The organism is Symploca atlantica LB2515 (genome assembly GCF_052546295.1).
The window spans coordinates 558912-572761 of record NZ_JBQWMT010000001.1; the positions used below are offsets into that span (position 1 = coordinate 558912).

Annotated in this window: 11 protein-coding genes and 1 CRISPR repeat array; all 11 genes read left to right on the plus strand. The window is 43.9% G+C overall.

Features of this window, described 5'->3' with window-relative positions; translation table 11 throughout:
* The 11 genes from cas7d (at nucleotide 1) to ACT7WV_RS02410 (ending at nucleotide 13848) form a co-directional block, all read left to right on the plus strand.
* Complete coding sequence (gene cas7d / locus ACT7WV_RS02360; protein WP_445101360.1) at nucleotides 1-1041, plus strand: type I-D CRISPR-associated protein Cas7/Csc2; 1041 nt, start codon at nucleotides 1-3, stop codon at nucleotides 1039-1041.
* A gap of 107 nt (nucleotides 1042-1148) precedes the next feature.
* Complete coding sequence (cas5d, locus tag ACT7WV_RS02365; RefSeq protein WP_445101361.1) at nucleotides 1149-1940, plus strand: type I-D CRISPR-associated protein Cas5/Csc1; 792 nt, start codon at nucleotides 1149-1151, stop codon at nucleotides 1938-1940.
* Nucleotides 1933-4221, plus strand: coding sequence for a type I-D CRISPR-associated helicase Cas3' (cas3, locus tag ACT7WV_RS02370; protein WP_445101362.1), 2289 nt, complete (start codon nucleotides 1933-1935; stop codon nucleotides 4219-4221). The genes cas5d and cas3 overlap by 8 nt, the downstream gene beginning before the upstream one ends.
* A gap of 47 nt (nucleotides 4222-4268) precedes the next feature.
* Nucleotides 4269-5090, plus strand: coding sequence for a CRISPR-associated endoribonuclease Cas6 (gene cas6 / locus ACT7WV_RS02375; RefSeq protein WP_445101363.1), 822 nt, complete (start codon nucleotides 4269-4271; stop codon nucleotides 5088-5090).
* 33 nt (nucleotides 5091-5123) lie between these two features.
* Entirely contained in the window at nucleotides 5124-5717 is a 594-nt protein-coding gene (cas4, locus tag ACT7WV_RS02380) for a CRISPR-associated protein Cas4 (RefSeq protein ID WP_445101364.1), read from the plus strand.
* Nucleotides 5718-5907: 190 nt separating this feature from the next.
* Nucleotides 5908-6912, plus strand: a complete 1005-nt coding sequence (gene cas1d / locus ACT7WV_RS02385; RefSeq protein ID WP_445101365.1) for a type I-D CRISPR-associated endonuclease Cas1d — start codon at nucleotides 5908-5910, stop codon at nucleotides 6910-6912.
* 6 nt (nucleotides 6913-6918) lie between these two features.
* Nucleotides 6919-7206, plus strand: coding sequence for a CRISPR-associated endonuclease Cas2 (gene cas2, locus ACT7WV_RS02390; RefSeq protein ID WP_445101366.1), 288 nt, complete (start codon nucleotides 6919-6921; stop codon nucleotides 7204-7206).
* A 260-nt stretch (nucleotides 7207-7466) separates the two neighbouring features.
* Nucleotides 7467-8768: a CRISPR direct-repeat array (repeat unit 37 nt; unit sequence CTCGAAATTACCTATAATCCCTATTAGGGATTGAAAC).
* A gap of 292 nt (nucleotides 8769-9060) precedes the next feature.
* Entirely contained in the window at nucleotides 9061-9405 is a 345-nt protein-coding gene (locus ACT7WV_RS02395; RefSeq protein ID WP_445101367.1) for a hypothetical protein, read from the plus strand.
* 44 nt (nucleotides 9406-9449) lie between these two features.
* Entirely contained in the window at nucleotides 9450-11711 is a 2262-nt protein-coding gene (locus tag ACT7WV_RS02400) for a heavy metal translocating P-type ATPase (RefSeq protein WP_445101368.1), read from the plus strand.
* 20 nt (nucleotides 11712-11731) lie between these two features.
* Nucleotides 11732-12256, plus strand: a complete 525-nt coding sequence (locus ACT7WV_RS02405) for a cupredoxin domain-containing protein (RefSeq protein ID WP_445101369.1) — start codon at nucleotides 11732-11734, stop codon at nucleotides 12254-12256.
* Between the two features lie 116 nt (nucleotides 12257-12372).
* Nucleotides 12373-13848, plus strand: a complete 1476-nt coding sequence (locus ACT7WV_RS02410) for a multicopper oxidase family protein (RefSeq protein ID WP_445101370.1) — start codon at nucleotides 12373-12375, stop codon at nucleotides 13846-13848.
* The last annotated feature ends 2 nt before the right edge of the window (nucleotides 13849-13850 follow it).

Genomic DNA, 13850 nt, shown 5'->3' on the forward strand with positions numbered 1-13850 from the left:
ATGTCAATTGAAACACTAAAGCCATTTCTCGCCTCTAGCTACGAAAACTTTCCCAAAGGACGCACAATCGGTGTTGTTGTCCTCCGCACCACAAAATCTGAAACGATTTTTCGCACTGAAGGTACAGGGGAACCGATGTGCAGTGAGTATGTTCAGGCTGGAGTTGAAAATACTGAGTCAATTCCTCGATTAGTGATGACTAAACGCAAACAGGTTGCACCAGAGAGACGACGAGGGCGGGAATTTCTGCGATCGCACGAACTCCTTTACACCAGTAAAGATCAGAATAAAAACTTCACTTGCTCATTAAATACTAATCATCCATGTGGAGATTGCATTGACTGTTTTCTTTATGGGTTTGCAGCAGGTCGAGGAGAAAACATTGGTTCGCAGAAAAGCCGCGTTTGGACAGAAGATGCTTTTAGTGTCTTACCATCTACAGAACTCATAGGAAATAGAACACTTAACGCTGTCTACGAAAATGGTACAATGCGGCTTCCTGGTGAAGCAGAAGACGAAACAAAAACCTCAAAGGGACTCAATACTAGCGAATACATTAAACCTGGCATTCATTTCCTTGATATCGTCACGCTCAAAGATGTAACCGCTGATGAGTTGCGCTATGCCCTTGGCAACATTCTGCTCACAAGCCGTTATGGGGCTGTTTCGAGTCGCGTTGGACGGATGGAAAACCAGATTCTTGGTATTTTTGGTGGGATTGCAGAACTGCCAAGTTCTCTTGAATTAGTGCAGGGTGTTTACGACAAATTGATGGCGGATGGAAAAGCGATCGAACATCCTTTTAATACTGAAGCTTTAGTTTCAGTAACTCAATCCGTCATTGCCAACTGGACAAACAAACGGGGCATCTCTGTGCAACTGTCTACTGATGAATGTGATGCGTTGATTGCTGATGTCGATCACCATTGGGATTTAACTGAACAGGAAACATTTCTCAAGCGCCTCGATCAATCTTATGCATCACTCCGCAAGGTTAAAAGTGAAGGGAAGAAAAAGGAAAGAGGTAATAAACAGGAATAGTAAGCTGTTTGTCATTTAAACGTTACTGTCAATAATTGCGAAATCCTTGTAGTGCGACCATCTTGGTCGCTACTCATATCCAATTTAAATGCGTGACAGCTTAAGCTATGCCACAATTAGAACTTTCTTTCACTTCCTCCGACACTAACCTACCGTTTCCAACTGCTCGCTTAGTCGAGTTGTGGTGTGCCGAACCTGTCTTTTTTGCTTCGCGGGAATTATCAGATACTTACTACACCGAAGGTATGATCGGCAATTACGCCCTTGCTTATGCCCTGGGATGGGCGCGATCGCCTTACCGTCTGACGGGGAAAGATACCGGACGACCTAGATATCTAGAAGATCTTACCCCATTAGCAGAAAAGTGCTATATCCTTCCGGCTTACCCAGTAGAGGGAGGACTATCCTTTCGGTTTGAACGTTTCAATGCTTTGTCTGATTCTTACTGGTATGCCATGACTAATAACCGTGTGGCAACTGCACGGGAAGATTTACCCCTGAAACGAACGGGGAAAAAGCCCAACACCTTTCGCCCCAGCAATTTTCCTCAAACTGGACGTTTGCGAATGATTGAACGGGGTAGCCGCTTTCAGACATTGGTATTTGGCAATAGAGAACTACCTGAATACATCCGCGTTGGCAAATTTACCAGCAAAGTGCGTGTTGATGTCCTGCGAGAACTGACGGTAACGCAACTTCCCGTTGGTGATTATTGTTGCAATGTCTATCTTAGTGCGGCTGATTTACCGAATAATCTCGAACTATTTACCTTTGACTTAATCTCCATTCCTCCTGTTTCCCTGCTCAAAAACTTGCGGTTTCATGGAGAAGCTTGGAAAGTTGGCGATTTTACCTTACCTGCAAATCTCAAATTTTGTGGTGGACGCACTGATGAGTAATCTGAAAATTAACCTCGAACCCCGTAGCATTGCCGCCTGTCCCAATCCTGACTTACCCTCAGACTTGGCGCAAGCATACACGAATCAGACACTTCAGCACCAAGTTGATGTCTATAAGGCAGCAGAAATAAATGATATCATCCTTGACCTAGCACCAACAGGAACTGGAAAAACCAAAGCGGGATTGAGTGTGCTGCACTATAATTCCCAGCGTAACGCTGTCTACATTGCACCCACCAATGCACTGATTGAACAACAAACTGAAGCAGCAGAAAAATTTGTGCGCGATGCTGGTTTACCTCATATTGTTAAAGCTGCATCTGCAAAGCATGTCAAGAGTTGGCGAGATGATTTAGTTGGTAAACGTTCAGGAGAAAAGCTCTATAATGTGCTGCGTGAACCTGCAACTATTTTTCCGGAATGTGGTGGCGGTAGACCAATTTTGCTCATTACCAACCCAGATATTTTCTATTACGCAACGTTTTTTGCCTACAACAGATTAGATCGGGGAAATATTGCCAGTGAATTCTACAACAGTTTTGCAACAGTCATCTTTGATGAATTTCACTTGTATGATGCAAAACAACTTGTTAGTTTGTTCTTTTATTTAGCTCTTTCAAAAGAGTTTGGTTACTTTCAGTACAATCGCAAAGTTGTGCTTTTAACAGCAACTCCAGAACCAGCCTGCGAAGAAGCTTTGAGAACCCTTGAACAATCTGGAGTAAGAATTAATTCCTCAATTAATGGAGAATCACAAACTGAGCATCTCATCCCTTCTCAAACGGCTGTTAGTTTAGAAATTCGCAAACACTTAGACAGAGATGCGCTGATTGCTGACATTGCCAAGGAAGTTGTTCAAAGAATACAAAATTATCCTGATCGCAATGGTGCAGTAATTCTCGACTCTAAAGATATACTCAATCGTTTGTCTGATCAGTTAAGAGCAAGAGGTTTAGAAAATATTTGTGGTCGCATTACAGGTAGTACACCGAGCAATCAGCGACAAAAGGCAGCACAAAAGCAAGTGATTCTAGCAACCAGTACAGTAGATGTTGGGTTTAATTTTGAACGTGAAATTGAGCCAGAACGACAGAATCTTGATTGGCTGATTTTTTCAACCCGCGATCGCTTTTCGTTTTGGCAGCGTCTTGGTAGGGTAGGGCGGGTTTTGGGTAAGAAACAAACTAATATTCCCTCAGAAGCGATCGCTTATTTACCGGAACAAGCTTGGGAACAAGGAATCGAGAATCTAGACTGTTCTGGGGGACGAGAATCCCTCCAGCAAATGTTAGAAAGTCTAGATTGCATGAACCGTCCGTTTTTAGAAATTTACTGGCGTTCTGAAGCATTTCTAGAGATAGCTAAACCTTTACTTGAGCTTGAAAGTTTTCTAGAAAGCCTAGTTAGCGAATCTTTGGTTATTCAACTCTATCAAACGCTTCAAAACGTCCTTAATGGCAAACGAGAGTGGGACTATTATCGAAAGCGAATGAAAGTATTGAAAGGAGCAGAAGATATTGCCAAGAAAACTGTCAAAGAGATTCAAAAAGATTGGAAATATGTCAAAGGTGGGCAAAGCTTTGTCATGAGTTATCTCAGAGCTTATTGCCCAGAAGATTATGAGGATATTAGTGCTGGTCGCGATTCTTTTAAAAAGATTGAAAAGATGATTAAGGAAGACCAAGAACTGGCGCAAGATATACAAAAGTATGCTGTAATTATTAGGGAAAGCTATGCCCCTCTATTTCGGTTTAGAGACAGCTTATTTGAGAGTCTGAAAATTTATGATCCGAAAAATCTTTTGTTAGATGAAGTAGGAGAAACCAATCTTGACCCAATTCACTTATTACGTTTCTATGAGTTTGAGATTGATGGAGAAATTATCGAGGTAAAATCACGGGCTAATGAACCGTACAATCTAGCCTTTTCGCTACAAGTTTCTGATTTAGAAGAATTCAAAAATACTCTTTTGTGTAAGCTTTATGCCTTTGAAAATTGTAGCATTAAGCGAATGCACGGAGATGTTATAAGACCCACACCATCAATTACTGAGAAAAAGCTTATTCCAGGTGTAATTGTTTCTGAAACTGCAAAGAATCGTTGGGCGATCGTGCGTTTGAGAAAGCAAGGATTAGAGTGTTATCCAATTTTCGTCTCTTCCTACGACTCTCCCTCACCTAAGCAGTACACATTCTTCCCCAGCTTATCTGGGATTTTGGCGATCGCTTCTGCTGGAGTTACGTTGAAATGTCCTGATGATGAAGAATTTTGGGTAATTTGAACCCTGTTACAGCTCAAATGCAGTACCATTTTAGTAGTTAAAGGAAAATGCCCCACAGCCTGATCCTCAACCTTCTCCCCCAGTCTCCCATCCCCCCGCAATTTCTCACTGGCAGACATTTACACGCCCTCTTCCTCACCCTTGTCAGTTCCGTAGACAAAGATTTAGGTACTTACCTCCACAACTCTACAGCAGATAAAGCCTTCACTCTGAGCCCTTTGCAAGTCAGTAGACGGCAGATCATTACTAGAGACAAAACCCTGCAATGGGAACATTCCCAAGCTATCCCTGGTGGTACTCCTTGTTGGTGGCGAGTTTCTCTGTTGGATGATGCTTTATTTGGCAAGCTTACCCGACTTTGGCTTAACCTTAACCCAGATCATCCTTGGCATCTTGGCCCTGCTGACTTGCAGATTACCAGTATCCTGGGTACTCCCCAATCTACGCAACCTTGGGCAAATGCTAGCACCTACGCCCAATTATACGAGCAAGCTTCAGAAAGCAATCGCCAAATTGATTTTTCCTTCTGCACGCCTACCGCTTTCCGACAAAGTAAATACGACTGTGCCTTACCCTCGCGAGAATTAGTGTTTAACAGTTTAATAAAACGCTGGAATCAATACAGTGGAATTGAACTTCCTCAAACCTTAGTGGAACATATTTTCCCCAGCTTCTTTGATATTCACACCGAAATAATTGCAGATTCTCGTAGTAAGTTTATTGGCTGCGTTGGGGTTATCAGTTTTCGGATCTTGGGCAATGTTGAAACGCTGATTATTCAGCAAATTAATGCCTTAGCTGATTTTGCTCTTTATAGTGGCGTGGGAAGGAAAACCACAATGGGTATGGGCATGTTGCGGCGGTTATAAGGGATTTCTTGTCCTATCTATCTCATCACACCTATGAACGAAACTGACTACATTCCCATCGCTTCCCTCAACCAATATTCCTACTGTCCCCATCGCTGCTGGCGCATGTTTTGTGCAGGGGAATTTATCGACAATCAATACACGATTGAGGGAACTAGCTTACACGATCGCGTCCATACTTTGGGCGAGGGACATCGGGAAGAAACCTGGCAAGTTAGGGCAATTTGGCTCAAATCAGAACGCTATGGATTAATTGGTAAATCTGATTTAATTGAGTCAGAATCAGGTAAATTGTATCCCGTGGAATATAAGCGAGGGCGTAAGGGTGAATGGGACAACGATGAGTTGCAAGTTTGCGCCCAAGCGCTTTGTCTAGAAGAAATGACGGGGCAAACTGTTACTACTGGTTATGTTTATTACGCCCATTCCCACCAACGCCAACCTGTAGAAATTTCTGGTGAATTGCGAGCAGATGCGATCGCAACTATTCAAGCAGTAAATTACTTACTGCAAACTGGCGCTATGCCCCAAGCTACTTACAGTAAACGCTGTCAAGGTTGCAGTTTTTATTCGCAATGTTTGCCCCAAGCTACTACCAAAGTAGGACGTTATCAGGAAGTTGATTAGAGCATTGAATTGAGAGCATCTTATTTGTGTCAATTTGTGTAGTAGTGTGAGCAAGATGCTCACGTATTAACCACAAGCGAGCAAGATGTTTGCTTACGCGCATGCTATGGCAACGCACTATGTTGTTGCTAAATTGGGATGCTCCCATCGAATTTTACTCACTCACTTACTTAAATAGCAAATCAATCCCATGGGAACAGTTTACATTACTCAAGATGATTCCTTCATCGGGAAAACTGATGAACGCCTCAGTGTAAAAGCTAATAAACAAAAACTGTTGGATATACCGCTGATTAAAATAGATGGAGTTGTAGTTCTGGGAAGGGCTACTGTTTCTCCAGCCGTGGTTAAAGAACTTTTAGAACGCCATATTCCTTTGAGTTTTCTTACAGGTAATGGTAAGTATCTTGGTCGTTTACAGCCAGAAATGACGAAAAATATCTTTGTCAGAAAAGCGCAGTGGCAAGCTATAGGAGAAACAGAACAAGCAATACATGTAGTCCGGGGTTTTGTGCGAGGTAAGCTGAAGAATTATCGCAGTGCTTTGTTACGTCGAGAACGGGAATTTACTCAACTAGATCTTCAAGCTGGAATTACTCGCTTAGAAGATGCGATCGCACCGATTAATACTACTACTTCGATTAATTCTCTACGGGGTTTAGAGGGTGCAGGTAGTGCGGCTTATTTTGGGTGTTTTAATCAACTAATTCGTGGTTCAGAATTTGAGTTTAAAACTAGACGTCGCCGCCCTCCCACGGATCCGGTAAATGCTCTTTTGAGTTTTGGTTATTCTTTGTTACGCCACGATGTACAAAGTGCTGTTAATATTGTCGGCTTTGACCCCTACCTAGGTTATCTCCATGTTGAGCGTTATGGTAGGCCTTCTTTGGCTTTGGATTTAATGGAAGAATTTCGTCCTTTAGTAGTAGATGCTGTAGTCGTTTCGGCAGTTAATCGCAAGTTTTTGAAGTTAACTGATTTTACTAGTGAACCTGTAAGTAATGCGGTGTCACTGACTTCTGAAGGGTTAAAGGTGTTTTTGCGATTGTATGAACAGAAAAAACAATCTAAGTTTAAGCATCCTGTTCTGAAAAGGCAGTGTACTTATCAGGAGGCGTTTGAAATTCAGGCGCGGCTGTTAGGGAAGTATTTGATGGGAGAAATTGAGAAGTATCCGCCGTTGGTTGTGAGGTAATTGGTTATGTATGTGGTTGTTTCTTATGATATTGCGGAGGATAAGCGCCGTACAAAGATTCATAGCATTCTGAAGTCCTACGGGCAGTGGATGCAGTACAGTGTATTTGAGTGTGACTTGACCAATACTCAGTATGCCAAGTTGCGATCGCGTCTTAGTAAGCTGATTAAGCCTGATACCGATAGTATTCGTTTCTATTTCCTGTGTGCTTGCTGTCAAGGTAAGGTGGAACGGATTGGTGGTGAACAGCTTCGGGATGAAACTATCTTTTTTGTTGATGGTACGGGGAGTTAAATAGAGGTATTTTGCGCGGCTAGGTAGGTGTTGGGCGGAGGTGGTTGAGAAAAATGGCTAAATCGCTTCCTGTTCAAGGCTTTGAGGATTATGGCTCAAAAAATCAGCCGCGCATTTTCTCAAATGCTTACTGTGTGAGGTTTTGAGGAGGTTTATTTGATGAGGTCTTGCACACACCAAAGTCTGAAATGCTATAATTTTTTTGAGCCGCGCAATCGAACCATGAAAACTGAATATAGTAAGGGTTTCAGAGTCCCGCTCTCGAAATTACCTATAATCCCTATTAGGGATTGAAACTGGCTAATTGTGAATTCCCAGAGCTGAAAGCTTTTTGATCTCGAAATTACCTATAATCCCTATTAGGGATTGAAACTTAGATTGGCGATCGCTTTTGCATCTGGATCATTATTTCTCGAAATTACCTATAATCCCTATTAGGGATTGAAACCTGATCTCGACTCGCCTGGACAATGAGCAGATCTCCTCGAAATTACCTATAATCCCTATTAGGGATTGAAACTTTCACGAGGGTATCGCGACGTGGGGGCGATCTCGCTCGATCTCTCGAAATTACCTATAATCCCTATTAGGGATTGAAACCTTGGTCGATTAGGTCGATGGGTTGAGGGACGCCTCGAAATTACCTATAATCCCTATTAGGGATTGAAACTACACATGCCGAAGATTATAAGGCTGAGAGTACTCTCGAAATTACCTATAATCCCTATTAGGGATTGAAACATTCAATTGAGAGCACCTGAATCCGCTTGATATTCTAACTCGAAATTACCTATAATCCCTATTAGGGATTGAAACATTTTTGAGATGCATGCAAAACTACTTAGCGATCCTCGAAATTACCTATAATCCCTATTAGGGATTGAAACGAAGCTCGGCTGACTGTGGAGGGAGATAAAGCTCTTCTCGAAATTACCTATAATCCCTATTAGGGATTGAAACGCGACAAAGATGTAATTGGCGTTTGGGATGTGAACTCGAAATTACCTATAATCCCTATTAGGGATTGAAACTCGCACTGGGATGATGAAACAGCCAAGCAGATGGCTCGAACTCGAAATTACCTATAATCCCTATTAGGGATTGAAACTTTCTAGGGTAGCTGTACCTGACTTAGGCGCTCTTCTCGAAATTACCTATAATCCCTATTAGGGATTGAAACTGAAGTAGAGGATAAGACTGATTGGAGTGACGCGATCGCATCTCGAAATTACCTATAATCCCTATTAGGGATTGAAACCTCACAAGCGATCGCCTCTAATTGCTGCTTTTTCTCTACTCGAAATTACCTATAATCCCTATTAGGGATTGAAACCCCAAGGTACAAAACCTCAACAACATAGCTGCTGAGGCTCGAAATTACCTATAATCCCTATTAGGGATTGAAACGTAGAATAAGTAATATCGACCAAGGGAAAACATCATGAATCTCGAAATTACCTATAATCCCTATTAGGGATTGAAACTTACTACTGGGCTCACAAGCGAGGCTGATTACTCGGTGCAGCTCGAAATTACCTATAATCCCTATTAGGGGTTGAAACAAGGTGAGACAAATACTATCCACTATGGATAGTTAAAATTCTAATCAACTCTAAATTAAGGAATAAAATACACAGCCTTAGTCAACCACAGATCTTAATGAGCTGTGGCATTTCATGCTGTTTTCATTTTTTCATGAGAGCTTGAAATTAATATAGCGTTTTGGTTGAAACTACCAAGCATTTGGGGAAGTTCGTAAATTTTTATTGCTTTTCATAGAATCTCCAGTTAACTGGAGATTTTAAACTAGTCCCAAGAAGCGTAGTTGAACACCAACTCAAGGATGGAAACCAGATGATGAATATATATAGTAAAACCCTTACTAGCGCTGCTGCCGCTGGTATAGCCTTGCTAACACTGAGTGTGATGCCCTCATTTGCCCAAACCAAGCCGCAGATGCCAGCAACGCCCACTGAATCTAATCCTATGCAGCAAATGAACCCAGAGCAAATGCGCCAACACGATGAACAAATGATGGGGCAGATGCAGCAAATGATGGGGCAGATGCAACAAATGATGGGGCAGATGCAACAAATGAGGGAACAGTGCAACTCGATGATGGGAGACGGCACTGGGATGATGAGAAACCATAATCAGCAACCTGGGCAGATGATGAACAGCCCAACCCCAAAAGAGTAGTTGCCCCCTTAGCAGCTACACACTAATGTGATTTAGAGTTAGTCATGGAAACAAGCCATCTACGATTACAAGGCATGGGTTGTGCCTCCTGTGCTAGTAGCATCGAACAAGCAATCCAAGGCGTTCCCGGCGTTATGGAGTGTAGCGTCAACTTTGCCATGGAACAAGGCACAGTTAAATACAATCCTCAACGCACTAACTTAGAACAAATTCAGCAAGCCGTAGCCGATGCTGGATATACTGCCCAGCCATTAGAAGCAATGGGTGCTGGCGGAGAGGATGCAGAAAAAGATGCCCGTCAAGCCGAACAAACAGACTTGAAGCATAAGGTAATCCTTGGTGCTACCATCAGTGCACTACTCGTAGTCGGCTCATTACCAGCCATGATGGGCTTACATCTGCCATTAATCCCAGGATGGTTGCATAACCCTTGGGTGCAATTAGTGGCAACAACACCAGTGATGTTTTGGTGTGGCAAATCCTTTTTTGTCGGTGCCTGGAAAGCCTTAAAGCGCCATGCCGCAGATATGAATACTTTAGTCGCCTTGGGTACTGGCGCTGCCTATTTGTATTCCATCTTTGCCACTTTCTTTCCCGGCATCTTAAGATCTCAGGGGCTAGAACCAGCAGTTTACTACGAAGCCGCCGCAGTAGTGATCACCCTGATTTTACTAGGAAGATTATTAGAAAATCGTGCTAGAGGACAGACTTCCGAGGCAATCCGCAAACTTATGGGGCTGCAAGCCAAAACAGCCCGTGTGATTCGGGATAATCAAGAAATAGATTTGCCAATAGCTGAAGTGAAGTTAGGCGATATCGTCATTGTGCGTCCGGGAGAAAAAATCCCAGTAGATGGAGAAGTAATTGACGGTTCTTCCACCATAGACGAATCGATGGTAACAGGAGAACCCTTGGCAGTCAAGAAGCAAGCCGGGGATGAGGTAATTGGCGCAACAATTAATAAGACAGGCAGTTTTAAATTCCAGGCTTCACGAGTAGGCAAAGATACAGTGCTGGCGCAGATTGTCAAGCTAGTGCAGGAGGCGCAAGGAAGTAAGGCACCGATTCAGAAATTAGCTGATCAGGTTACAGGCTGGTTTGTGCCCGTGGTGATGGCGATTGCGATCGCAACTTTCGTAATTTGGTTTGATTTCATGGGTAACCTTACCCTCGCCCTAATTACTACAGTCGGTGTCCTAATTATCGCCTGCCCCTGTGCCCTCGGTTTAGCCACTCCTACCTCAATCATGGTTGGCACTGGCAAAGGTGCAGAAAATGGCATTTTAATTAAGGGTGCCGACAGTTTGGAACTAACCCATAAACTGCAAACAATTGTCTTAGATAAAACTGGCACGATTACCCAAGGTAAGCCCAGCGTTACTAACTATCTAACTATTGATGGTACTGCTAATAGTAACGAAATCAAACTGCTGCGCTTAGCCGCTGCCGTGGAACGCAACTCAGAACACCCCTTAGCAGAGGCAATGGTTGAGTATGCCAAATCTCAGGGGGTGACAATGCCACTGCCAGAAACCCAGGAATTTGAAGCCGTTACTGGTAAAGGCGTTCAAGGAATCGTCGAACAGAGACTTGTCCAAATTGGCACCCAGCGTTGGATGGAAGAATTGGGGATTGCTAACCAAGCACTGCAAGCACAGCGACAAACTTGGGAAGCTGCCGCCAAAACCACCGCCTGGATTGCGGTTGATGGCAAAGTTGCGGGATTAGTGGGGATAGCTGACGCCCTGAAACCATCTTCAGTTGAGGCAGTCAAGGCATTGCAGAAAATGGGCTTAGAGGTGGTGATGCTAACTGGAGATAATCAGCAAACCGCAAAAGCGATCGCCGAAGAAGTAGGCATTAAGCGAGTATTTGCCGAAGTTCGGCCAGATCAAAAAGCTGAACAAGTCAAAGCACTGCAAGCCGAAAATAAAATTGTCGCCATGGTGGGCGATGGTATCAATGATGCACCAGCTTTAGCCCAAGCCGATGTGGGAATTGCCATTGGCACAGGCACCGATGTTGCTATTGCTGCTAGTGATATTACTCTAATTTCTGGCGACTTACGCAGTATTGTCACCGCCATTGAACTAAGTCACGCCACGATCAGAAATATTCGCCAAAACCTTTTCTTTGCCTTTATTTACAACAGTGCGGGGATTCCTATTGCTGCTGGCATTCTTTACCCCTTCTTTGGTTGGTTACTCAACCCAATTATTGCTGGTGCAGCGATGGCATTTAGTTCAGTTTCTGTAGTTACTAATGCTCTACGTTTACGCAATTTCCAACCCCAAGCCCGTTTGTAAATTGAGTAGGAACTTAGCTAATGTTAGATAAACAAAAAATAACTACTAGCCTGATTAGTTTAGGACTTTTACTAGGAATTGCCCAAACGACAACAGCCCAAATACCTCAAGCAGCAGCACCAACTAGTGAATTTCGACCCATTGAGCAACCTTTACCACTGAAGGTAGGCGTTACCCTAGGTGGTTTAGCATTAATTGGTTTAGAACTTTGGTGGTTTTTGCTCAGTAAAAGTCAAGCCCAGCAGGCTGAAGCTAATCAAGGGATTCAGGAAGTAAAAATTACTGTTGATGGCGGCTATGAACCGGATAGAATCGTAGTTAAGAGTGGTCAACCTGTGCGGCTCAATTTCTTTCGCAAAGACCCCAGTAGTTGCCTAGAAAAAGTGTTGTTACCCGACTTTCATAAAGCTGTTGATTTGCTGCTTAATCAAACAACGCCCTTAGAATTTACACCACAACAGCCGGGAACTTACACCTTTCATTGTGGCATGAATATGTTTCGTGGAGTTGTAGAAGTAGAAGATACTGCAAGTACTACTAAGTAGAGGAGTTACACAATAGGGGTATCAAGGGGAAAGGAAGCGCCAAAAATCCCAAATCATAAGTTTTGCTACCTCGATCCCTCGCCAGTCGCCTTTCATCGACGTTAGCAGTGATCACCATGCCCTACATCAACCGCCGACAATTCTTGACTCTGAGTACATCCACTGCCGCTAGTATCTTCCTCAGCAGATGTGCCACAGCTCAGACGCCACAGCCCCAGAAAATTTTGACTTCCAGCCTTAATAAGCATACCAGCACCGGAGGTCTTCTGGATGTCTCCCTTGACGCTCGCTCAACTCCCCTTAGTTTAGCGGGTCAGCAAGCCTATCTGCTGAGCTATAACGGACAGATTCCTGGCCCTACCCTTGAAGCTCAACCGGGCGATAGCGTACGCCTCCGTTTTACCAATAACCTCTCAGAGCCAACAAATATCCATTATCATGGCTTGCACCTCCCCCCGACTGGCAATGCCGACAATATCTTCCTCAACATTCCCCCTGGCGAGACTTTCACTTACGAATTTACAATTCCCCAAGACCATCCGGCAGGCACATTCTACTACCATCCCCACAGGCATGGTTTAGTAGCTGAGCAAGTTTTTGGCGGTTTGGGTGGAATATTTGTGATTAGGGGAGAGTTAGACAAAATACCGGAACTGCGCGCTGCGAAAGAAGTGTTTCTGTTCCTCAAAGATTTTGCCTTGGGTGCCGATGGGCGAGTTACGCCGCCACACCACATGTCACAAATGCAGGGACGGGAAGGTTCGCTAGTCACAGTCAACGACCAAGTTAACCCAAGCTTATCTATCCCCACTGGTGGCTTGTTGCGTCTACGCCTGCTCAATGCTTCGAGTTCTCGGTTTTACCGCCTGACTCTGGAAGATCACCCCTTTTATTTAATTAGCACTGATGGCGGTGCTTTATCTGAACCAGTGGAACTGACAGAATTACTGTTAACTCCAGGTGAACGAGCGGAGGTACTGGTGCGTGGAGAACGGCAACCAGGTCAATATCGACTGTTGAATCTGCCCTATAACCGTGGTGATATGGGCATGATGGGTAGAGGTGGCATGATGGGTAGAGGTGGCATGATGGGCCGCCAGAGAAACTCAAATACAGCGAACACCCAGACTTTGGCAACACTCACCTATACTGGTCAAGTCGAACCTCTGCCGTCACCTGAAAAACTGATTCCTCTAGAAGCATTGCCTGAGCCGCAAACAGTGAGACGCTTCACCCTCAACCATGGTATGGCTCCTAGGCAGGGTATGGTTTTTCAGATTAACAGTAAAGCCTTTGACCCGCAGCGAGTAGATACTCAGGTGAAGCTAGATACAATTGAGGACTGGGAAATTGTCAATACAGGTGTTATGGATCACCCCTTCCACCTACACACTAACCCTTTCCAAGTAATCAGGCGCAATGACCAGCCAACACCTTATCTAATGTGGAAAGATACAGTTTTAGTACCAGTTGGTGAGACAGTTCGCCTGCGAGTTCGCTTTCGGGATTTCACTGGTAAGAGCGTCTACCATTGCCATATTCTAGATCACGAGGATTTAGGTATGATGGGTCTCCTGGAAATACAGAAGTAGCC